The sequence below is a fragment of the Salinivibrio sp. PR932 genome (assembly GCF_001996125.1).
Classification (GTDB): Bacteria; Pseudomonadota; Gammaproteobacteria; order Enterobacterales; family Vibrionaceae; genus Salinivibrio; species Salinivibrio proteolyticus.
In genome coordinates, this window is sequence record NZ_MUFM01000033.1 from 16,111 (window position 1) to 39,075 (window position 22,965).

15 protein-coding genes are annotated in these 22,965 nt (G+C 49.2%); 10 read left to right on the forward strand and 5 right to left on the reverse strand.

Annotated elements, in window-relative coordinates; genetic code table 11:
• The first annotated feature begins 82 nt into the window (after positions 1–82).
• Together BZG84_RS13575 and BZG84_RS13580 are read left to right on the forward strand one after the other, a co-directional pair.
• On the forward strand, positions 83–1,927 hold the full coding sequence (locus tag BZG84_RS13575; protein WP_077479655.1) for an SUMF1/EgtB/PvdO family nonheme iron enzyme: 1,845 nt from the start codon (positions 83–85) through the stop codon (positions 1,925–1,927).
• Positions 1,928–2,501: 574 nt separating this feature from the next.
• The gene (locus BZG84_RS13580) at positions 2,502–3,212 is read left to right on the forward strand and encodes a helix-turn-helix transcriptional regulator (RefSeq protein ID WP_077479656.1); all 711 of its coding nucleotides are present in this window, start codon (positions 2,502–2,504) and stop codon (positions 3,210–3,212) included.
• A 71-nt stretch (positions 3,213–3,283) separates the two neighbouring features.
• Here BZG84_RS13580 and pdxH read toward each other — a convergent pair whose 3' ends face one another.
• Positions 3,284–3,922, reverse strand: a complete 639-nt coding sequence (pdxH, locus tag BZG84_RS13585; RefSeq protein ID WP_077479657.1) for a pyridoxamine 5'-phosphate oxidase — start codon at positions 3,920–3,922, stop codon at positions 3,284–3,286.
• Positions 3,923–4,037: 115 nt separating this feature from the next.
• Between pdxH and BZG84_RS13590 the strand changes: the two genes are divergently transcribed.
• From BZG84_RS13590 to BZG84_RS13625, 8 genes are all read left to right on the forward strand, one after another.
• On the forward strand, positions 4,038–5,843 hold the full coding sequence (locus BZG84_RS13590; RefSeq protein WP_077479658.1) for a sensor histidine kinase: 1,806 nt from the start codon (positions 4,038–4,040) through the stop codon (positions 5,841–5,843).
• Complete coding sequence (locus tag BZG84_RS13595; RefSeq protein ID WP_077678326.1) at positions 5,843–7,174, forward strand: sigma-54-dependent transcriptional regulator; 1,332 nt, start codon at positions 5,843–5,845, stop codon at positions 7,172–7,174. The genes BZG84_RS13590 and BZG84_RS13595 overlap by 1 nt, the downstream gene beginning before the upstream one ends.
• Before the next feature lie 121 nt (positions 7,175–7,295).
• Positions 7,296–8,696: an HlyD family type I secretion periplasmic adaptor subunit gene (locus BZG84_RS13600; RefSeq protein ID WP_077479660.1), complete on the forward strand. Its 1,401-nt coding sequence runs from the start codon at positions 7,296–7,298 to the stop codon at positions 8,694–8,696.
• 34 nt (positions 8,697–8,730) lie between these two features.
• Positions 8,731–10,035 carry a TolC family outer membrane protein gene (locus BZG84_RS13605; protein WP_077479665.1) on the forward strand — a complete coding sequence of 435 codons (1,305 nt, stop codon included), beginning with the start codon at positions 8,731–8,733 and terminating at the stop codon, positions 10,033–10,035.
• On the forward strand, positions 10,032–10,640 hold the full coding sequence (locus BZG84_RS13610) for an OmpA family protein (RefSeq protein ID WP_158011503.1): 609 nt from the start codon (positions 10,032–10,034) through the stop codon (positions 10,638–10,640). Before BZG84_RS13605 ends, BZG84_RS13610 begins: the two co-directional genes overlap by 4 nt.
• 19 nt (positions 10,641–10,659) lie before the next feature.
• Positions 10,660–11,325, forward strand: coding sequence for a transglutaminase-like cysteine peptidase (locus BZG84_RS13615; protein WP_077479662.1), 666 nt, complete (start codon positions 10,660–10,662; stop codon positions 11,323–11,325).
• 6 nt (positions 11,326–11,331) lie between these two features.
• A complete protein-coding gene (locus BZG84_RS13620) occupies positions 11,332–13,266 on the forward strand; it encodes a bifunctional diguanylate cyclase/phosphodiesterase (protein ID WP_077678327.1) in 1,935 nt (644 codons plus the stop codon).
• Positions 13,259–15,376, forward strand: coding sequence for a type I secretion system permease/ATPase (locus BZG84_RS13625; protein ID WP_077662704.1), 2,118 nt, complete (start codon positions 13,259–13,261; stop codon positions 15,374–15,376). The genes BZG84_RS13620 and BZG84_RS13625 overlap by 8 nt, the downstream gene beginning before the upstream one ends.
• 24 nt (positions 15,377–15,400) lie before the next feature.
• Here the strand turns inward: BZG84_RS13625 and BZG84_RS13630 are convergent, their stop codons facing one another.
• The 4 genes from BZG84_RS13630 to BZG84_RS13645 form a co-directional block, all read right to left on the reverse strand.
• The gene (locus tag BZG84_RS13630; protein WP_077662703.1) at positions 15,401–17,062 is read right to left on the reverse strand and encodes a DUF342 domain-containing protein; all 1,662 of its coding nucleotides are present in this window, start codon (positions 17,060–17,062) and stop codon (positions 15,401–15,403) included.
• Positions 17,063–17,485: 423 nt separating this feature from the next.
• Positions 17,486–19,510, reverse strand: coding sequence for a tRNA(Met) cytidine acetyltransferase TmcA (locus tag BZG84_RS13635; RefSeq protein WP_077678328.1), 2,025 nt, complete (start codon positions 19,508–19,510; stop codon positions 17,486–17,488).
• Between the two features lie 98 nt (positions 19,511–19,608).
• The gene (locus BZG84_RS13640; RefSeq protein ID WP_077678329.1) at positions 19,609–20,583 is read right to left on the reverse strand and encodes a ParB/RepB/Spo0J family partition protein; all 975 of its coding nucleotides are present in this window, start codon (positions 20,581–20,583) and stop codon (positions 19,609–19,611) included.
• 9 nt (positions 20,584–20,592) lie between these two features.
• Positions 20,593–21,801, reverse strand: a complete 1,209-nt coding sequence (locus tag BZG84_RS13645; protein WP_069586764.1) for a ParA family protein — start codon at positions 21,799–21,801, stop codon at positions 20,593–20,595.
• Between the last annotated feature and the right edge of the window lie 1,164 nt (positions 21,802–22,965).

Genomic DNA, 22,965 nt, shown 5'->3' on the forward strand with positions numbered 1-22,965 from the left:
GCGTGGCAACACTGGTTTCCGTGATAGTCTACTTTTTGGACATAGGTATTATTATTGCGACACATGCGTAAGCAAGGGAACTATGACAACGAAATACATAAAGGCGCTATGTTTAGCGCTCCCTCCCCTACTGCTAACCGAGTTGGCGTTCGCTGAAAACGCGTCTTCCGCGGATAACATCGATCCGGTCAGTGAGTTGGTTGAGAAACTTCGCGCAAAAGAAGATGTGCTGGAGTCTCAAAACGATGAGCTGGCCCTGCAGCAGGCGAAGCTTGATGACCTTTTAGTTAAACGCGCCACGTTAGATGACGAGCTAAGTCAGCTTCAACGCGAGCGTAGTGAGGCTAAAGCCCAGCTGGACGCCAAGTTTCAAGACTTGATAGCTGACCCAAGTACCGACATCGGTCCTTATCAGCAAGCGTACCAACAAGCTTGGCAAAAGGTTAATAACCATCAACAAGAACAAGCTGCGAACGAATCAGCGATTATCGAGCAGAAAAAGTTGCTCGCGCAGCAAGAGCGCCAGCAGGCGTTATTAGCCACCACGCTGGAAAACCTGCACGAGGCTATGCGTGAAGCACGTGCTGAGCGCTTGCGTAAAGAGTTGACGCAAAAAGACACCATTGAGGTTGTCCACAGTGTGACTTGTGCGCCCAATATGACGCTTGCCGCTTGTGCCAATCAAGGTAAGACCTTGACAATGCAACAAGCCATTCGCGAATTCCGTGGCCAAGTCACCGACTTTGTCACCGAATCGGCGGCGGTGAAGCAAAACATCGATAAGGTTGCTTTCAACATTCACGTTACCAACAGTGAAGTGGTTGATGCAGGGTTTACCGGTGGCACCGACTACACCACCCGCATTAAAGCGGAACTGGTCAGTCGTCCGGGTAAAACAGCTGCCTGTCGCTTGTTAGATTTGGAAGATCGCTACTGTGTTGAAACCACACAAGCACAGCAGCAAGCCAAGCATAAGCAACAAGCAAAACGCTGGGTCAATGTCACTGTTCGCTCTAACCGTTATGACGACAGCGTTAAAATTAACGACGTGTCTTATGGCAGCACACCTGTTGAGCTGATGCTTCCTGTTGGCACCCATGAACTGACGGTCAGCAAGCCCGGATTTATACCTTATAGCCGCGAGGTTTATCTGGGTAAAGATCAGGTCGTATGGGCCAAGCTCGAAGAGCAACCCAATCGTCCACCTAGCCCGGGAAAAAAGTTTACTGACCCTGTATCCAATAACCTTGAAGCCCCGCAAATGGTGGTAATTGGGGCAGGTGAATACAAAGTAGGCCCAGACGCGCGAGAAAGCGTTGCGGTACGTCACTCGTTCGCGATTGGCTCTACGCCTGTCACCGTGGCGCAATTTGATGCCTTTGTGAATGCGACCGGTTATGTCACCGCTGCAGAACAAGGTAATGGTTGTAATATGCTGGTTAGTGGTGAAATCAGCCAAAGCTTGGAATCAGATTGGCGTCAGCCAGGCTTTGACCAAGCCGCAGATTCACCCGTTGTTTGTGTGAACAAGAAAGATGCCAACGCTTATACCAAATGGCTAAGCCAACAAACCGGCCATAACTACGCACTGCCGAACGATGTGCAGTGGGAAGTGGCGGCCCGTGGCGGCACAAACAGCGATTTCTGGTGGGGCAACGAAATTGGTGTCGGCAACGCCAACACAGGCTGGAGCGGTACCGTATGGTCAAACACACGAACCTCTCCGGTTAAAAGCTTCCCGCCCAACCCCTTTGGTGTCTATGACACAGCCGGAAATGTCTGGGAATGGGTAAGCAGTGAAGAGCCAATTGCCCGTGGTGGTGCTTGGAACTTTTCACCGCAACGTGCTCGCGCATCAGAGCGCTTGGACGTCGGCGAAAACATGAGTGCTAATTACCTTGGTTTCCGCGTGATCAGAAAAATCTAGTCTGACAAGCGATAGTATCTAAGTCCCTTAAAGCCGCTTTCTCAAGCGGCTTTTTTTCTGCTTACTTTATCGGTAAGCATCATCCGCACGGTACGACTTGCCGACGTACCACGACTGTCCATAACCCAGCCGAATCAACAGCAGAACAATACACTGGTTAAGAAAGCGTTTATCAGTTACTTACACTTTGCAGCATAGATTGATCTTAACCACAATCTTTAAGTAAAGTCACTTTATCTTGTGTCAATGGGTCAAATCCCCCCTACCCAACGTCTAGGCTTCTGGATATAGTGGCAAGCGTAAACAGTATTTGTCCCGATAAATGCTTTTACGTAAATCCTAACACTGTTAGGTGCAGTCAACGATAACTAGGGCGGTCAACAACCCTCATGACTCGTTCGGTTATTTAGACAACCTCTTCTACACGTCGTACAGGATACAGCCCGAAAGGGCGACTCTTGTCTTTGCCGGCTTTATGCCGGCATTTTTTTGTGCTCAAATAAGCCTGCCTGTTTTTTTATGTTCAAACGGACAATGGCGTCCAATAATAATAACATTCGATCGTGTAGGCCTTATGATGCAACCGGTTTCCATGCTGCCTCCCTCTCTCTCAATGCTTGAACAGCTGCCAGGGTGCTGGGGATGCAAAGATAAAAACTCCGTGTTTGTTTACGCAAATAGTGAATACTGCCGACTCGTGGGCCTCAAGCACCCTCAAGAGAGTATTGGTAAAACGGATCACGACATGCCCTGCCCAACCATCGCCTGTGCCGATCAATTTCAAGCGCAAGATAAACAAGTGATGGAAACCGGCAAACGTCTACGAGTATTAGATATTCACCCTTACGCAAACGGCCGATGGTACGCCCATCTTTTTACCAAAACGCCTTGGTACGATGAAGCGGGGAATATCTGTGGCGTCGTATTTTGTGGTCAAGAGTTGAGTGACACGGCGATATTGGAAGTCGGACACTGGATATGCCGTGCAGTAACGCATCCAGATGATCATCCGCTCGACGCACCGTCACATCCTTCCGACATTCATTTAACCGCGCGAGAGTCTGAAGTACTTTTTCTGCATCTGTATGGCAAAAAGCCCCAATTAATTGCGCAAACCCTAGGGGTGTCGGTTAAAACGATTGAAAACCACTTTGCACACCTGCGGGAAAAGTTCAGTGTTGAGTCCAAGGCAGCTTTAATTGAACGGGCGTTGGCGTTGGGGTTCGGCTCTGTGATCCCAGAGCGGTTGCTCACCAAGCAAGTGTCGGTGGTATTGCGAGATTAACGTTCAGAGGAGAGGGAAAGTGCTACACAAAGCAGCACTTTTCATTGCTTACATTGGCTAAGAGATAGGGCTTAGGGCGCAAGGCGTTCAACATCCCATTGATCGTCATCGTTGCGCTGGTATAAAAAGCGATCATGCAGCCGATGCTCCCCGCCTTGCCAGAATTCAATGCTTTTCGGTTTCACACGATAGCCCCCCCAGAATGTGGGCACTGGCACTTCACCTTTTGCGAATTGCTGTTTTAGCTCCATAAATTTGCCTTCAAGGGCGGAGCGTGCCGTCAGACGCTCGCTTTGCTTACTCGCCCATGCAGCGATCTGGCTTTCCTTGGGACGAGAGGTAAAGTATTTAAACACCTCTTTTTTAGTCAATGGCTCAGCGTCGCCGGTAATATGCACTTGGCGCTCAATAAAATGCCAAGGAAAATGTAAGCTAATTTGGCTATTGTTCTTTAAATGCAAGGCCTTACGACTGCCTAGATTGGTGTAAAACACGAACCCATCGTCACTGTAGTCTTTTAAAAGCACAATACGTTGGAAAGGCTGACCGTTTTCATCCACTGTCGCGATAGTCATCGCGGTAGGGTCAGGAACCTGAGTTTCTATGGCCTGTTTGAGCCAGTGTTCAAATAATTGTAGTGGGCTATCAGGCAAATCATTGCGGCGTAGACCGCCTCGCGTATATTCTCTTCGAATGTCAGACAGATCCATTGCATTCTCCAATTCATTCATTTTTCGTTATTTTGCGCAGGTTGCGCCAGATAGACAAGGATATTCTCGGGTACGGTATTAAACCGACTCCGATCAATGACCAAGGAGCAAGACGGTGAAAAAGTCGCAATTTGTGTTATCAGCGACCCTACTCGGCACGGTCTTATCCGTGATCGTTGGCATTGTCACCTTCAACGAAACCAAGTTTCAGTTAATTGCGCAAATGCGCGAGGATGTTCGACAACTCGAAGACAAGCTGTCTGCCGAGCTGGCTCGATACAGTGAGCTACCCGCCGTCCTCGCCTCCGATCCACGCTTAATCACCTTATTGGCTGATTCGGCGCCCAAACAGCAAGTCGTAGAGATCAATCGTTTATTAGTTCGGTGGGCTTCGCGTCTTGAAGCCGACACCGTCTACTTGTTGAACACACAAGGCACCACGATCGCGGCAAGTAACTGGCAGAGCCAAGCCTCCTTTGTGGGTCAAAACTATGCGTACAGGCCCTATTACCAACAAGCGATAAAAGGGGGAAAAGGCGCTTATTATGCCTTGGGAACTCGTTCAGGAAAGCGCGGTTACTATTTTTCCTATCCCGTCCGTGACTCAAATCAACAGGATTTACTGGGGGTGCTCGTCATCAAGGTTGACCTGTCTATTATCGAACAAGTATGGAAATATCAAACCTTTGACTACCTATTGACCGATCCGCAAGGGGTTATTTTTTACAGCTCTAACCCCAACTGGGTGTACCAAACACTCACTACGCTGCCCACGCCTCAAAAGCAAAGTATTCAACGCTCGAGGCGTTATGGCGACACCCCGCTTATCCCACTGAGCCAGTTTCAGCATCCTCGTCAGCTAGCAGATAACACGGTGATTTCCCTGGGGCTAGATGCCTCTGCACGTCAGCCAATGCTGATGACCACACACACCATCAGCCAAGCAGACTGGCAGCTTTATGGACTTACCCCGATCAGCACCCTTTACCCTTACGTTTTTCAGGCGGTTATACTATTCATCACGTTTTATTTCTTGGTCGCTGTGATTGTCTTAGCATGGTGGCAGCGTCTTGCTGCTCAGCGCCAGCTTGCACGATTAAACCAGAGCCTTGAACGCAAAGTCGCTCGCCGTACACAATCGTTACAAGCGTCCAACCAGCAATTGCGTGACACCCTTCATCAATACGAGCGCACGCAACAAGTACTCAAGCAAACACAATCAGAATTGGTACAAGCGGCCAAAATGGCGACCCTTGGAGAGATGTCTGCGGGGATCAACCATGAAATCAATCAACCACTTGCGGCCATGCGCACCTACACAGAAAACAGTCAGCGCTTAATGGCCAAAGCACGCTATCAAGACGTGGAAGATAATTTGGCGAAAACGCTCGGATTGATTCAAATGATCCATGACATTGTGGCGCGCTTTAAGATCTTCGCAAAAAAATCACAAACCCGAACAGGTACCCTCGATGTGGTGCCATTACTTCATGCCGCTGTTTCGTTGACCAAAAGCCGCTGGCTTCGTCAAGGTATCACTGTACAGCTTCCCTCGCACTCAAGCCCGCTTTATGTTGTCGCGGATGCCATCTTGCTCGAGCAAGTGTTAGTCAACTTGCTCACCAATGCGATAGACGCTGTATCGAGTACTCCCGACCCTTGCATTCGGGTTGACACTCAACACGATGCAAGCAGCCTTGAACTGCGTGTGATAGACAATGGTAAAGGCATGGATAGTGATACGCTGGCACAGGTTTTTACACCCTTTTTTACTACTAAAGAAACAGGACTCGGGCTTGGGCTGACGATTTCTAAGCGGATCCTCGAGAGCCTACATGGTCAACTTATCGCAAACACCAACCCAACAGGCGGAACCATCATGATAATTCGTCTGCCCGTTCCGACTAAGGAGAGTGAATAATGGAACCGACGGTGATTGTGGTCGATGATGAGCCAGCGGTCCGCGATGCCATTACGCAGACACTGCACCTTGATGACTGGCATGTCAACGCGTTTGCGACCGCACAAGAGGCATTAGCGGCCTTAACCACCAACTTCTCGGGCGTTATCATTGCCGATATTAATGTGCCCGTCATGGACGGTATGCAGCTATTGCAAGCGATATTAGCGCTAGATGGTGAGATGCAAGTGATCATGCTTACCGGCCACGGTGATATTTCTACCGCAGTCGAAGCCATGCGGCTGGGTGCGTACGATTTTATCGAAAAACCTTTTTCAACCGATCATCTGTTGGACGTGTTAAAACGTGCGTATGACAAACGTGCTCTGGTGCTCGAAAACCGCGAACTTCGCAAGGAGCTTGCAGCGCAAAGTGGCCCCGGCCCGCGCATTTTAGGCAACCATCCGCAAGTGAAATCCGCCCGTCGTCAGCTGGGCTACTACCAGCAAACAGACGATGATGTATTACTAGTCGGAGAAAAAGGCACCGGGAAAGAGCTGGCCGCTCGCTTTATTCACGACCATGGCAAATGGCAGAACACGCCCTTGATTACCCTCAAATGCCGCTTATTGCCTACCCATTTGCTGGAGCAAACGTTATTTGGTGGCGAGTTGTCTCACTGGGCGAATAAAACTGGGAAATTACATGCTGCGAATGGTGGCTGTTTGTTGATTGACGGCATCGAGGCGCTGCCTATCCCTCTCCAGCAACGGTTACATCGCTATATTCAGCTGCGTGATGATCCTGCACATTCCCAAACCAGTCAGGTTCGCCTGATTGTCACATCACGATTTGATTTGGCCGAGAGGGTACAACGTGAGCAATTCGATCCCGCATTATGTCAACATTTCCTGACTGGCCAAGTGTTGATGCCACCATTGCGTGACCGCTGTGATGACATTATCCCGCTATTTCAGAACTTTACGCGAACTATTGCGTCACGCTATGGCATCGAAGCCCCAACATTATCTTCGCCACAACAACAACGTTTATGCGAATACAGCTGGCCGGGCAATGTGCGAGAGCTTCGCGCTTACGCCGAGCGATTGGTCCTACTTGGCGAAGATAGGCTAGACAACGCAGCGCCTTCCGCGACCACAGAGTCTAAATTGCCCACACTGACGGACCGTGTCAGTCAATTTGAGTTTGAGATCCTAAGCGACGCATTACGTCGACATGGGGGTCGACTAAAAGACGTACAACAAGAATTGGGACTCGCGAGAAAGACCCTTTACGATAAAATGCGCAAGTATCAGTTAGATAAAGAAAATTTTAAACGTAGCCAATATTAGTGGCACTTTCGTATCACCATCGCGCAGTAATACATCGCTTTGCACAAAAACCGACAAATAAAGCAAAAAATCAGCAGCATAGACTAAACTTTTAAGAGCGGTTTCCTACATGGGGAGAGACATGGCTTGGCGCGATAAGTCTCATGCAGTATTGCCCAGAGACGAACATCTCGATTACATCGATGATAAAACAGCAGCTTTGCTCTTAAACGCGCCCAAAAGTGCGCGTATCTTGTTGTGGACAATCGCTTTGTTTCTTATCGCAGCCGCCATTTGGGCCTCTCAAGCGCAACTCGATAAAGTGACGGTCGGGCAAGGAAAAGTGATCCCTTCATCGCAACTGCAAGTGGTGCAAAACCTTGAAGGCGGGCTGGTTAAAGAACTGTTGGTAAAAGAAGGCGATACAGTCGCCCGTGGCCAACGTTTAATCCTTATCGACGACACCCTGTTCCGGTCGGATTTTCGAGAGCGAGAGCAAGAACTCAATGGCTTGCGCGCCGATGAAATTCGCATTCGCGCATTGCTCGAGTCAGTACAAATTAATGACACTGCTGCACTGGAAGAGTGGCGTGACAGCATCATTCTCAATCGTCAACCGCTCCAAGTCCCCAGCGACTTGGCCGCAGCTCGTCCGGGGCTGGTGAACCAAGCCCAAGCCAGTTATCAAGAGCAGCTATCGAATATTCAAAACCAGCTGTACGTGACGGCACAAAAAATTCGCCAAAAAGAGCAAGAACTGATCGAGCTTGAGTCACGCATCGACAACCTCGAGCAAAGCTTGGAATTCGCACAAGAAGAACTCAACATTACTCGCCCTCTCGCCGAAGAAGGGGTGGTGCCTCAAATTGACTTAATTAAACTACAGCGCCAACTCAACGATACCCAACGTGAGCTATCCTCTGCACAGTTATCATTGCCCTCAGTGGTGTCATCAATGCGTGAGGCAGTGTTCCAACGTTTGGATGTCGCATTAACGTTCAGAACGGAACAACAAGAGACCCTCAACCAAGTCGAACAGCAAATCGCCTCGATGACAGAGGGAAAAGTGAGTCTACAAGATAGAGTCGCACGCACCGTGGTGACCTCCCCAGTTGATGGCACCGTGAAGAAGTTACATGTCAACACCGTCGGTGGCGTGATTCAGCCGGGGATGGACATTATTGAAATTGTCCCTTCGGAAGACAACCTGCTCATTGAGGCCAAAATCGCGCCGCAAGACATTGCCTTTTTGCGCCCTGGGTTGGAAGCAGTGGTGAAGTTTAGCGCCTACGATTTTACCGTGTATGGTGGCCTTAACGGTCAGCTAGAAACCATCAGTGCAGATACCATTCAAGACGAGGAAGGCAACAGTTTTTATTTGGTCAAGGTACGCACCGAGAAAAACAACATCGGTGACGCAGAAACACTGCCGATTATTCCCGGGATGACCGCGTCTGTTGACATCATTACCGGGAAACGAAGCGTCCTTGATTATCTGATTAATCCTATTGTTAGGGCACAAAACACGGCATTACGGGAATAGGGATGACTGAAAAATGATGCCAGTTTGGATACGTATGAGCGCGGCTATCATAGCGGCACTTAGTTTGCTCCCCACCGCCCACAGCCAATCATTAGAGCAGGCGGTGGTGATCACACTCGCCACCGATCCGGAATTGCGTGGCGGGTTTCACGAGCTGATGAGTTTGCATGAGCGAATGAAAAACAGTGAAGGCGACTACCTTCCCGATATCGATTTAGACGCAGGCATTGGCTATGAGCGTATCGAAAATGACTCCACCCGTGCACAAGGTGATATCGACTTTGATCGCAAGGACGCCACACTAAGCCTTCGCCAGTTGTTATGGGATGGGCAAACCTCACACAATGTGAGGCGCACACGTTATGAAGCCAACAGTCAGCGCTTTCAACTGCTCTCGGATGCTGAAGACAAAGCCCTGCAAGTCGCCGAGGTCTATCTGGATGTGCTTAAGGCAGAGCAAGTATTGGATCTCTCTGAGGCCAATATGGCTGTGCATGAGCAAATTCTCTCTGATATTCGTCGCCGCGCGGAGTCTGGAATCGGGTCAACGGCTGACTTATCCCAAGTCGAGGCACGTGTCGCGCGTGCCAACGCAAATTTACTCTCGGCACAAACCAACCTCGAAGATGCCTTTACTGCGTTTTTCCGTGTCGTGGGTGAGCCTGCTAACGAGCCAATTGAACCCGTTGTCGATAACCTTGCCTTACCGGCCTCCATTGATACAGCGTTAGAGCAAGCCGTCAGCCGCAGTCCATTGTTAAAACTGGCACGATACGACATTGAGGCGGCTCGCGCTCAATACGAGCAATTTAAAGGCAATCACCTGCCTAACGTCAGTTTGGAAGTCAGTCAAACTTGGGCTGATCAAGTAAGTGGGGTGAACGATACCAGTGATGAATTTAGCGCGATGGTGCGCTTTCGTTACAACCTTTTTAATGGAGGGAGCGATCAGGCCACTATTCGCAGAGGCGCGTATGAGGTAAATCGCGCACGCGACACCTTTGAAAATGCCTATCGGCAATTGGAAGAAAGTACGCGCTTAGCATGGAGCGCCTACCAGCTAACCACCCAACAAAAAGTGTTTCTCCAACAACAAGTGGATGCGGCCTCTGATACAGTGCTGGCCTATGAAAAACAGTTTCGTATCGGCCGACGCACCTTATTGGACTTGCTCAACACAGAAAACGAGTTGTTTGAAGCGCGTCGCGCTTACCTTGACGCGAACTTTGATCATCTCTTAGCGCAATACCGGCTATTAAATAACACCGGCAACCTATTGAACGCCTTGCGGGTGACGATACCTGCCGAATGGCAAGTCAACGCGGAGGACCACAAATGATGCGAGTCCTATTTTACGCTGTGTGTATCAGCCTCCTCAGTGGCTGCGGTTATGCCATTATGGCACCGCCGGTGGCCCTGCAAAAACACGACGTTGCCGATGCGGATAAGGATGGCGTGATCAATGCGCGTGATCGCTGTGAACAAACGCCAATCGGTGCCATAGTCGATAATCAAGGGTGTCCCAGTTATGTGGAGCCAGACTCCACCGTTCAAGCGTCAGAGACGCCAGCCACATCGTTGCGGGTGCTATTTGCCAATGATACCGCAAAAGTCAGCCCCGACTATGTCACTGATATAACGGCTATGGCAGACTTTCTTACTCAGTACCCCGGCGTGTCGGTGCGTTTAACCGGCCATGCCAGTGCCATTGGCTCGCCTGAGTATAATTTACGCTTATCGCGAGAGCGTGCACGTTCGGTCAGAGCCGAGCTCGTCAGCGCCGGCATTGATCCAAACCGCATTGACATTGATGCATTGGGAGAAGCCCTTGCCACGCAAACCGATCCGAATGCGCCACAAGACCGGCGCGTGAGTGCAGAGCTGTTGAACTTTAAAGGAGATGTAGAGAAAGCGTGGACAATCTTCACTCGCCGGCCCCAGTAGTACAGCGAGCCTTATATCTATGAAGCGATGGGGCGTCGCCATATTGACCATTTTGCTGTCGATGAGTGTCGGCGGCTTGACTACCACTGAATCGCGTTGGATCCAGCAGGTCTCCGCGTTTTACGGTGAGCGTGCGGGCAAACGCGTATTGGCCTGGCGCAATATGGTCGCGAATACACAAAGTCTGTCGGAGCAAGAAAAGCTGCGTCAGGTAAATGATTTTTTTAACCAATTGTATTTTGTTGATGATATCGAGCTATGGGGAAAAAAAGACTATTGGGCGACGCCCCTTGAGTTTCTCGGCACCAGCGCAGGCGATTGTGAGGATTTTAGTATCGCCAAGTATTTCTCACTGCGAGAACTCGGTGTCGATGATAAGAAACTACGGTTGGTGTATGTCAAAGCGATTCGATTGGATCAGTTCCATATGGTTGTCGCTTACTATCCCACACCGTCATCAGAACCTGTGTTGCTCGATAACCTCGACCCAGAAATAAAACGCGCTTCATTGCGGCGAGATTTGCTACCTATCTACAGCTTTAATGGTAGCCGATTGTGGCTGATGAAAGAGCGAGGCCAAGGGGAGCTGGCCGGTAACTCCTCACGACTCGGACTATGGAATGACTTACGTAACCGCGTCGACACGTTAAAAATGCAAAAACCCGTTAAACTTTTTGATAGGTAACGACCTATGACGTTATTCAACCAAATATTCACCTGGATGCTGGTCATTTTCTTCTTCTTGGTGTTGTCGGTGTTCGGTATCGAGCTCAACACCACGCGCAACTTTTTGCTCAACCAGCAAACCGCAGATGTGAACAATACCGTGAACTCGATGGGCTTGGCCCTCGCCCCTTACTTGGAATCAGACGATAAGGTGGCGGCCGAATCCGTGATCAATGCGTTTTTTGACGGTGGCTTTTACCGTGAGGTTAACCTCACGTTGCTTTCCGACAACAGCGAAATTGTGCGCGAATATCCGGTTCAAATTCAAGGTGTCCCGCAATGGTTTATCGACCTCGATATTTTTCCGGTGATTACGGAAAAGCAAACCATTACTAGTGGCTGGATGCAATTGGCAGAAGTGGAGGTGGTGGCCCATCCAGGCTATGCCTACAAACAATTGTGGAAGTCGTTTGTGCAATTGGGGTCGAGTATGGCGGTCATTTTTCTGATCGCATCGGTCGTGATCGGCTGGCAATTGCGCCGCTCTCTCAAGCCCTTGGCTCGCATCACCCAAAAAGCAGGCGAGATTGCTAAGAACCGATTTGGCGACCCTATTCCCCTTCCCCCAACCATTGAATTAAAAACCGTGGTTAGGGCCATCAATGTCATGACCGAACAGCTGAAAAGCTATTTTGAGCAACAAGCCAAAGAGGCCGACCGATTACGTAAAACCGCTTACCGCGATCCTGTTTCTGGGCTCGGTAACCGTAGCTTTTACGTTGGCCAACTTAAATCTTGGCTCACCGAATCGGGCGTTGGCGGGATGGCACTGATTAAGGTTGATCTGATCAGTGAAGCGTACAAAAAACAAGGGTTCGAAGCGGGTGATAACTTGGTGGAACGTTTTGCCAATAATCTCACCACTACCATTATTACCGATGACAGCATGACAGCGGCCCGTTTGAGCAAGGACGAGTTTGTGATCTTAGCGCCCAATACCGATGCCGATGATCTGCGTTTACTCGGTGAAAGTGTGCTAGCAATGGTGGTCGATATGCAAGCCGATCCTATGGGGCTCACACCCCCGAAAGTGGCTGTCGGTTTAGCCGTGAATGGCGGCGGGAACCGTGACGCCAGTATCTTGCTCTCGCAAGCCGATAATGCGCTTTCTCAAGCACGAAACACCCCCGATCACCCTGTGGTGCTGATTGACCAGTCGATGGGGGATGCGGCGATGGGTAAACAGCAATGGAAAGCACTCCTTCATGAAGCGGTGGCGAAAGAGCTCTTTGTATTTAAGTTTCAGTCTGTCAGTGACAGCACCTCAAAACTGCTCCACCAAGAGGTCTTCTCAGCGATTGAAAAAGACGGCGAATACTACGGCGCAGGCCACTTCTTGGGGGCAGTAGAGCAACTTCAGCTGGGTGAGACCTTAGATAAATATGTGATCACCCACATTATGAAAACCCTCGCTCAAGATAAGAGTGCCGGCCCATTGGCGGTTAACTTAACCCTAAGCAGTATCACCAATGCATCCTTTATCCGTTGGTTAGGCAGCGCCATGTACCAAAACAGAGGACTTGCCGGTCGTCTGTTGTTTGAAATCCCGGAAGTGGCCTTTGTACGCCATGCCGACCACACCAGTCTGCTCACGGATCAGATTCGCCAAGCGGGTTTCCAATTTGGGGTGGATAACTACGGGCGTAACTTCCAGTCACTCGATTACTTGCAACGCTTCAAGCCTGATTACGTGAAAATCGATTTTGCCTATACCAATAATATCGATGACGATGCTCAGGGACATGTGTTGGCGTCAGTGTGTCGAACGGCCCACAATCTCAACATCACTACCATAGCAACACGGGTCGAAACTGAAGCACAGCTTGCTCGCCTTTCTGAGTTATTCGTGAACGGCTTCCAAGGCTATATCTTCGAGAAATCTAAGGACAGCAATGGTTAAAGATCCGCTGCTACAATCTCTCATCTATGTGTCGCGTTATTTCGGTAACGCGAATTCACCAGACGCATTGGTGTCGGGCTTACCCATTTCAGATGGTTATCTATCGCCCTTTCTCCTTCCGCGCGCCGCCGAGCGCGCTGGCATTGTTGCCAAAGAAGAAACCATGGCCATCAAAGATGTCTCGCCTCTGCTTTGCCCTGCCATTTTGTTGATGAAAGATAACGATGCGTGCGTCTTGCTGGGATTAGATTTAGAGGCAGGCCAAGCAGAGATTGTTCTACCTCACGCGGATATGACCCCTCAATGGGTGATGCTAAATGATCTCAATGACGCCTATGTCGGACGGCTTTTCTTACTTAAAAAACAATTTCGATATGATGAGCGCTCTCCAAAAGCGCAAGTAAAAGATGAAGGCCATTGGTTTTGGGGCACACTTTGGCAGTCTCGCCACATCTATCGCGATGTGCTGATTGCCTCTCTATTCATCAACGTATTTGCCATCAGCGTACCGTTATTTTCACGGCTGGTTTACGACAAGATAGTCCCAAACCTTGCGTTTGATTCCCTCTGGGTGCTGGCGAGTGGCATATTCGTCATTTTCGTTTTTGACCTCTTGCTCAAACTCCTGCGCAGTTACTTTATTGATATATCGGGTAAGAAAACTGACTTGCTGATCTCTTCACGTATCTACGCCAAAGTGATTGGGATCAAGATGGAAGCACGGCCGCCGTCCGTAGGCGCGTTTGCAAGGCATATGCAAGAATTTGAGTCTATCCGAGAATTCTTTACCTCTGCCTCCATTTCAACGCTCATCGACCTCCCCTTTGCGTTGATTTTTCTCTTCGTCATTTGGCTGGTCGCAGGTCCTCTGGTGATTGTGCCCCTGATTGCGGTCTCCTTGCTTATTATCCACGCCATGCTGATTCAAAAACCGCTACGGCGCACAATTGAAGAAGGCACGCGTTTATCGTCCCAAAAGAATGCCAACCTGATTGAAAGCCTCGTAGGCCTAGAAACGATTAAGATTTTTGGTGCCGAAAGCCAGTTTCAATACCGCTGGGAAGAAGCCGTGGCGCATATGGCGAATTGGAGCATCAAAACTCGACGCTTGACCGATTCCGTCCACAACTCTGCAAGCTTTGTCCAACAGTTTGTCGTGGTCAGTATGATAGTGTTTGGTGTCTATCAAATCGCGGAAGGCGCCTTGACCATGGGCGGACTGATAGCAGCCAGCATGCTCAGCTCTCGCGCAGTCGGCCCCCTGGTTCAGCTTTCTTTACTGTCAACGCGCTATCACCAAGCTAAATCCGCACTAGATATTATCGAACAGCTCATGGCCCTTCCCACAGAGCAAGTGGAGGGAAAACGCTACATTCATCGTCCGATGATGCGTGGTAAAGTCGAGCTTGATAACGTTGACTTCCACTACCCCAACGCCACCTCTCAAGCACTGCGTCGCGTCTCGTTTACCATTTACCCTGGAGAAAAAGTCGCAATCATCGGCCGAGTGGGCTCTGGGAAAACAACCATCGCACGCTTGTTGGTGGGGCTCTATCAACCGACGTCGGGGTCAGTGGCTTTTGATGACACTGACATTTCCCAGCTCCATTACATTGATGTACGTCGTAACGTCGGTTTTGTGCCTCAGGAGCCGACTCTCTTCTATGGTTCAATTCGTGACAATATTACTCTTGGGCAGTCACTTGCCGACGATATCGATATTATGGATGCAGCGACACGAGCGGGAGTCCTCGCATTCACCCAATACGATTCAGCCGGTTTAGAGCGTCAAGTGGGTGAAGGTGGAGCATTGTTGTCAGGGGGGCAGCGACAAGCTGTCGCGCTCGCACGCGCGCTGTTAGGCCGACCACCCGTGATTATTTTGGATGAACCCACCAGTCAGATGGATAACCGCACCGAGCAGTTCATTAAGACCCAGCTCAAAGACCTTCGCCGGGAGGAGACGCTAATTCTGAATACCCATAAAACCGGTATGCTCGATGTGGTTGATCGCATCATTGTGATGGAACAAGGATGCGTGGTTGCTGATGGGCCGAAGAAGGCCGTTTTACAAGCATTAAAAGAAGGGAAAATAAGGAAGGTGAGTTAACCAGTTTACAGTGTAAACTCGCGATTAAGCTTTCGCTTGATAAGGTTTAAGCTGAATTTTTGTATTCTCATACATCAAAATAGAAGGACCGTGCTCAGAGTCGACAGAATGCTTTTCTTCCCCAATAGTGCAATGCACGCGACTCAGAAGAGACTTGGTCGCGACAATTGTTGCCTCTCGGTAGCCCGCCGCAATTTGTGCATCCGTTACTTCAATCTCATACTCAATGCTGTCTATTTCTTCAAAAAGATGATCGCGCGTGGTGGTAATACGCTCTACCATCGCCGCATCACGCTTTTGAGCCGGTAAAGCTTCAAGTTTCGCTTCTGCAGCTTTAATGCGGTTAAGTTGCGCTTTTTTCTCTTCCCATTGTTTATTGAGATCGACCACTTCACGTTTCAATAACGCCAAGCGTGAGAAGCAATGAATATATGTGTGTGCCCCTGCACTCGCCCCGATGATCACCGCCTCAACTTTTTCACCCACTTCGTGTTTACCCCCTGCAAGTGTCCCTTTTCGTTTGGTGGCATCGGCAATTATCAGAGATTTCCCCACATGGGTTTGGCAATGCATCGCATGCAGCGTGAGTTCGAGATTATGGTTGGCACACAAGGTGGCATACTGCGCAAACTTAGCTACGATGTTGCCTTCAGCCACGAGAGTACAATTGATTTCTGAGTCAGAGGCGACTTGGCGGCCGATAATGCCATTTTGTACGATAATGTCTCCGCCTGCCGTAATGGTGCATGACTCAACCACACCACCGACGGTAACCGTGCCGGTTGCGGTTACTTTCATTCCAACTTCGACGTCGCCTTTAATCACCACACTCCCTTCAAAATTAACGTGCCCCGTCCCCACATCGACCGCGTCCAAACTCAAGGCATCATCCACCGCAACACCGTCATCCAATAAACGCGGGATACCTGCCATGGTTGCCACCAAGATATTAGGGTCTTTATTACTAAATTCACTACCATCATGCGCATTAAGCGTCATGGGTTTGCCCGGAGTGGTCGGTAATACTGAACCCGTCACGGTGAAGCCTTCGTAACCGGCGGTTTCAGGCACCAGCTTGGCGAGCGGCTGACCATTTTTCACCATCACCATCTCACCGAGATCACGCATGTCGACTCGCCCGTCATCACGCTCTCTTGGTCGACGAACGCGGTCGGCGGGATCTTCAATTAAATAAACGATATGGGCATCTTCACCGGGCACTGGCTGACGACCAAACGCAACCGGGACATCTAGATATTCACCCGGCTTTAAGCGGCCGGAAGCTGAGAGGAGTTTTTGTAAGGTAGGTTTTTTAATACCACGCACAATGTTGGCTTCACGCAACGTCGAAAGTATGTCATTTGCTTTAAGACCGTTCCCCCCACAGGCACCATTCACGACCAGATAGGCTGTCATTTTATCGTCAGCAATACGTGCTTCGACTGTCGCATCACGACTTTCTGCGATAATGATTTCTTCAGACTCATCGTGCTCTGTGCTGTCATTGAGTTTTGCGAGCGCTGATTGAATCGTATCGTCAAAGCAAAAGAAACTACCGACCTGGTTGGCAACCAACCAGTCTTTGATTTGATGTTTATCAATCGGCTCATCATCTGGATGACGCCCGCCTATTGATAGATATACTCGTTGTCCATCCTGCGATATACGTAGGATTTCGTCTAGCATCTTGGTCCCTGCCTATTAAGTCCTTTTGGAAACGATATCGTCAACGCGAAACAATCCTCGTCATTGGTTTAAACCTTCATCGAGGCGACATCTTTCAGGTAGCTTCTTATAAACTAGCTGACATTAAACGCAGCCGCGCGCAATTGTCTCATTAATAATAAATTATAGGGCTTTTGGCACACATGGAAGTGGGGTCACGTCTAAAAGCGTGAGGTAGTAAGCGTTTATCATAAAAAAGTGTGAGGATGCGGTGAGGTGCATACGCCTTATTGCATATCACTGACTCGGGCCAGAATAGATGCTATCTAGCGCGAAGGTATCTTTGTCACCGTTAAAGCTGAGCGTAGGCATCGCGTTTTGGCAATGATTTACAGTGTAAATAGGGGCAGCGGTATGAAGTCAAATTTACACTGTAAATAGGGGCTAATTATCCAATCGAAAAGCCACGTAATCACGCAGGGCTTTCTCTGCCGCCTTCTTACCTGACAGATTAAACCGAGCACAGACAGTTTGCCAAGAAAGGCCTTGTAGGACTTTACTGGTTAATAGCGCCTCGCGCCAATCCCACTCGACAGGCGACGTTGACTGAAATGTCCACCGAGTCCAGGCTTGCAAACTCCCAATCGCCGCTTCAGTGGCAACACCGCCGGCCGCATACCCCTGCACTTGACGAGCCTCCGCGTTGGTTAGCCGACGAGCGGGCATGAATGCGACTAGTGTCGCCGCAATATCCGGCTCCAAATTCTGGTGTGCGCTCATCAATAAAACGGGCAAGCTTTGCTGAAAAAGCGTCGCGGCTTCTTTCATCCATGTCATCGTCTTTACCGGCCGAATTAACTGCAATGAGTAACATCCGCTAGCCTGGTCGCGCTTGATGCCAAGTTTGACCGGTTCAAAACCCTGCTTCTGCCAAAAGTGAATAAGGGCCTTTGTCGCCCCAAAACTGGTGCCTATACAGGTTATATTTTCTTTCGCGGCTTGCTGTTGAAGATGCGTCAGTAGTCCACTTGCTACACCGTGCCGACGCCATTCAGGAGCGACCGCAATGCGCTGAATACGCCATAGCTTGTTCTCTAACACCTTCTTGTCTCCAAGGTGAGTCGCCAATGATTGTGCCAGTAAGTGCCCGCGAATACGGCGAGTGCCTGCAATCACTGCCTCACTTAACGGAGTTGAAAAACCTCCCTCTTCCGCCACCACCACAACGCCAATCGTATGTTCACCTTGCTTGGCAACGACGATATGCAAACTATCATCATCAAGCAACAAGGCTAAATCATTGGGCGATGTTTGATAATGGGCCGTCATCAATAAAGAAAATAGCGTGACCAACTCTTGTTCATGATGGAATAAATGTTCAGCGCTGAGCGTTTTAAACTGCACAGCGCTATCCGCAGACGGTTCCACCTTTGGTGGTATCACATCGTGAGCTACATTGAGTAGGAAAAGCTGATTCAGACAGGTCTCTACCGGATCGCCTTCGGCCCAACGCATGGGTTCGGTTAGGGTGAGAGAGCGCCACTGTGGCTGCTCTTCATCGAGGAGGGCGCGTAATCTAAGCGTAAAAGCGCGACCCGTTCCTTCATAACCATGCTCGGTACTGGCAATGGCGACACGGCTATACTGACGAAGGATCTGACTAAGCATCGGTAGTGGAATGGCTGCCGCCTCATCAACTAAGAGAAGATCGGCGTCGGGGCATTCTCGCAGCAACGCATCTGGCGCGACAAAGCGAATACGACTACCTTCAACACCAACATCGAGTCCATTCACCTCCATGATGCCAAGCTGACGCTTGGCATGGGCAAACAAGGTAGTGACATTGGCGGGAGTTGGCGACGTCACCACAATTTGTCGCGGTGCTTGTAAGGCTAACTGCGCTGCCGCCATTCCCATCGCCGCGGATTTGCCACGCCCACGATCCGCGGTCAGCAATAAGGGGCGACGGCGATGCCCAGTTACCACTTTTTTTAATCCGTTAATTGCATCCTGTTGTGAAACGAGATGAGATACGTCGGATAAAGGCGGAAGGGTGGGCGCCCGCCAGCCTTGATGTGAAATCCAAGCCACACTATCCGTATTTTGCAAAAGCCCAAGCATTCTTCTGACCGATAACGGTAAGGTCGCCACATCGTCAGCCACCTGTAAGATGATCAGTGAACCGGCTCGACAGCAACCACTGATGGCACAGAAAGCCTCGCTATTAAATTTATCATCAACGTCTACCAACAGGTGGCCACACTCTTGCCCCAACCATTGTTTGGTTTGCCGCCAGCTGATGGCATCTGGGAGATCCTGACTTCCTACGCGACGCACTGACGCTTCTCCTAACGCTAAGAGAGTCTCAGCCACCGACCGCTCTGAGACCACCAGTTGACGATGCGAGCGGGCTTGGGCTGTTTCAATGAGTTGAGAGAAAAACTGGGACAACAGAGAAGTGGCCGACATGAAGTGCCTAATCGAGTAGCAAACAATAGGCTGATCATAACTGAAAGCAAAAAAAACGGCACGCAATGCGTGCCGATATTCAATCGTGAGGTCGAGGCTTATGCGTTATCGAGCTGCTCTTTAATCAATGCAAGAATACGTTCGGCTTGCTGATCATCAATCTTTTTAAGGTTGATACTTAAACTACTGCCTTTGCGTCGATACGCCGCACGGCCTTCCACTAAGGTCGTTGATTGCTCTTTTTGCTTCGCTTTTGGCGCAACTAACTCATCCTTGAATTGCTCAATATGCAAGGTTACTTCTCGGGTAATACGCGTCACGCCCTGCGCATCCACTTTTTGCCACAACGGGGTATTTCCCAGTTTATCCAATAGTGCCTGCTGTTGACTGTCGTCTAAGCCAAAGAACAAGCGATGTAACTTCACTATGGTCGGACGGCCAAGTTCGGCGACACTCGGATAGGCTTGCAGTAATGGTAAGGGTAGGGCAGCGGCTTTCAACGCACCACTGACCAATGCTTCACTGCACTGACAGACGGTCGCCAGCGCTTTTTGATCAGCCACTTCGCCACTATCCAACATAGCTTGCATCTCTTTGCCTCGCTCATACAGCGACAGAGGCTTATGCGCATTGGCAACATCGGAGAGAAATTTTGCATGACGCGTACTGATACCTTTCGCGACATAAACGAGGAAGTCTTGCTCTGCAATCAAGCACGACATGCGACGGCGGCTACCGTCCAATACCTCAATGCGTCCATCATCTAACCAACGTCCCACCGCGGGGTATTGCTGACCGCGGTCTTTGAGCGTGGTGAGAATATCGGATAGCGCGAGCTCATTAAGAAACGACTGCTCTCGCGCGTTCTTATCAAATACCGTGGTTTTCTCGGCGATATCTGCCGCCGGTACTTTAATTAACTCAAATTCAACAGTATGTTCACCGGCCACGGCCAGCTCAATCACCGCTGCTTTTTCGCTAGCCGCTTTTTGCGCTTCTTGCGTGGTGGTTGCGCGTCGCTTATCGGCCTTAGCAAACAAACGTGCATTCAAATCGGAAGTTTTAATCGCCATTTTTATTTATCACTCCTGATTGAGCAATGCCCAGTGACTATGTAGCACGCGCTCAAGCTCAAGCCCAACACGATGCACCGCTTCTTGCGCAGTTGATAGCGTCTTCTTACCTCCCTCAAAGTCTTGCGAGGTCAAATCAAAAACAGTGCTATACGTATCTGCACAGGTCTCAAACGCGCGGCTTCGTGGAATCGTCGCCATCATCACTTGGTCACCCAAAAGGTAGTTCATTTCAGTCAACACTGAAATTTGCTTTTTATTGTCATCTTCAAACATAGTTGGCATCAAGCGCACAAACTCGAGACCATGCCAATCTTCAGGGAACATTTCATACACTTGAGGTAAGTGCTGGAAAAAGTTTACCGTTGATGCCCAATCTAAACGCTTGGCGGCACACGGGATCACCAACGCATTCGACGCATACATCGCATTCCAAACGAGGGGATCGATGTGCGGGCCCGTATCAATCATGATCACGTCGAACTCATCACTGATAGGGTCAATAACCTTCTCTTTGAGCAATTCGACGACATCGAGCGACTGACTGCTTGCCAATGCTTGCCAAGCTTCTGCGTTGAACATGGCATCTTCAGGAAAGGCAGCCATGGTTTTTAAGTTTGGATATTGCGTCGGCAGCAAGACATTACGCATCATAAAATCTTTATCTGCCGCTTGGGGGGTATTATCCAGCATGACATCGACCGCCGAATAAATCCCTTCCTGTTCCGTCAGGCTGATTTGTGGATTAAGGAATAGACGCAACGATCCTTGAGGGTCAAGGTCAATTAAACAAATGCGATAGCGCTTTTCCAAGTTTAATGCCATACAGGCCGCGAGGTGCACCGCACTCATTGATTTACCCGTTCCGCCTTTCTGGTTCTGGATGTTAATCACCCACGGCTTATGGGCTTTTCCCTTACGCTCATGAAAAGAGGGGACATTGGCCGCGTCCATGATTTTATGAGCTTCATCTAAGGTAATCGAGTAGTGGTTTGCATTGTTCTTGGTGAACTGATGCCCTTGCTGCTCCATACGAGAAATTGCTTCATCTAGCTTACGACGGGTTAAGCCAGATCGGGTTTCCATCAACGCTTTTGACATTGGTGGAAACAACTGATCATGTCGCTCTTCCATCACAATTTCGACGCGATCAGACTGAACTTGTTTCGTCTGCGCAGCGATATTGCGAAGGTTTTCAATCGTCTTTTCCCTATCCATCTTCTTTTCGCCATCATGAGGAATAATTGGCGATTGTACAGCACTAAGAAGTAAACACAATAAAAAGCTGAACAGATAGCAATCAAATAAAGATCCTGCTCACAATTGTTATTCCAGCGAATATAAGGGCAGTTTTGCCGCCATAATCTTGCGATTGATTGTAGGACAAACGCCAAACATTAAAAATGTCACAGTGTCACTTATTTACAATGTAAACGGAAACAACTTCACGGAAGCCTATTTCATGATGGACAAATTACGGATAGTGTCATTTCAATCTTAATTGTCTGTCTGACGATACTCCACGAGTCACCTTTCTACCTCGCTTGATACTATTAGTAACCTTTAACATGGCTTTTGATCATTTTTCCCGAAAACATGATCAAGGCAGATGCGATGTAAAACGTAGTAACCTTGATCATGCTTGCGCTATCAGTGTCCCTGTTAAGGAACGATGATCAAGTGACATATCCGTTGAATTTGTCGGCAAATGGACGCTCAACAACACCGCTGAACACGGAAAAATGATCAAGTGAACCATAACAAACGGACTCTTCCCTATTCTAACCGGAACGATGAAGCTAGATGGCTAAAATACGGTGAATGTCAGATACAGCAAGGGATCGCAAAGGATCGTATCACCATTCCGCGGCTACACTAGGCTCACAGTCATCGCTACGTATACGATCCAACAGCACGATCGCCATCATGATCATTGTTCCGCAAGTCGGACACATATCTCAGCCTCGCTAATCTACTGTGAATGTCATTTCAATTTTAAGACCAAACGCTCCCTATCCGTCCTCGTCTGGTGACAATCTCACCAATATTGACCGGGAAAGCTGGAAATGACGCTAGCTTGATCATAGTTCCATACCATAAACAGCCGCTATCCCACGTATTTTGGCTAGGATAATCACACAAGGTAATACTTGCCTGTGGATAAAGTGTGTGTGGGCCATGATCATAGTTTCAATCGATTGATGATCATCGCTTCGCGCCATTGATGATCATTGATACGGGCATTACATGATCATCGTTGGTGACATATGTTGATCATGCCTCCGACCTTGTGTTGATCATGCTTTCGAGGGTGTCAAAAAATAAAACTCTAATAAACAAACACTTAAATAAAAATCGCCTCATGGATCAGTAGATCAGATC

What these genes read in the sequence shown, in the direction of transcription:
- BZG84_RS13575 (WP_077479655.1), top strand. Translation starts at nt 83, where the DNA reads ATGACAACGAAATACATAAAGGCGCTATGTTTAGCGCTCCCTCCCCTA.
- BZG84_RS13580 (WP_077479656.1), top strand. Translation starts at nt 2,502, where the DNA reads ATGATGCAACCGGTTTCCATGCTGCCTCCCTCTCTCTCAATGCTTGAA.
- pdxH (WP_077479657.1), bottom strand. Translation starts at nt 3,922, where the DNA reads ATGGATCTGTCTGACATTCGAAGAGAATATACGCGAGGCGGTCTACGC.
- BZG84_RS13595 (WP_077678326.1), top strand. Translation starts at nt 5,843, where the DNA reads ATGGAACCGACGGTGATTGTGGTCGATGATGAGCCAGCGGTCCGCGAT.
- BZG84_RS13600 (WP_077479660.1), top strand. Translation starts at nt 7,296, where the DNA reads ATGGCTTGGCGCGATAAGTCTCATGCAGTATTGCCCAGAGACGAACAT.
- BZG84_RS13605 (WP_077479665.1), top strand. Translation starts at nt 8,731, where the DNA reads ATGAGCGCGGCTATCATAGCGGCACTTAGTTTGCTCCCCACCGCCCAC.
- BZG84_RS13610 (WP_158011503.1), top strand. Translation starts at nt 10,032, where the DNA reads ATGATGCGAGTCCTATTTTACGCTGTGTGTATCAGCCTCCTCAGTGGC.
- BZG84_RS13615 (WP_077479662.1), top strand. Translation starts at nt 10,660, where the DNA reads ATGAAGCGATGGGGCGTCGCCATATTGACCATTTTGCTGTCGATGAGT.
- BZG84_RS13620 (WP_077678327.1), top strand. Translation starts at nt 11,332, where the DNA reads ATGACGTTATTCAACCAAATATTCACCTGGATGCTGGTCATTTTCTTC.
- BZG84_RS13625 (WP_077662704.1), top strand. Translation starts at nt 13,259, where the DNA reads ATGGTTAAAGATCCGCTGCTACAATCTCTCATCTATGTGTCGCGTTAT.
- BZG84_RS13630 (WP_077662703.1), bottom strand. Translation starts at nt 17,062, where the DNA reads ATGCTAGACGAAATCCTACGTATATCGCAGGATGGACAACGAGTATAT.
- BZG84_RS13635 (WP_077678328.1), bottom strand. Translation starts at nt 19,510, where the DNA reads ATGTCGGCCACTTCTCTGTTGTCCCAGTTTTTCTCTCAACTCATTGAA.
- BZG84_RS13640 (WP_077678329.1), bottom strand. Translation starts at nt 20,583, where the DNA reads ATGGCGATTAAAACTTCCGATTTGAATGCACGTTTGTTTGCTAAGGCC.
- BZG84_RS13645 (WP_069586764.1), bottom strand. Translation starts at nt 21,801, where the DNA reads ATGGATAGGGAAAAGACGATTGAAAACCTTCGCAATATCGCTGCGCAG.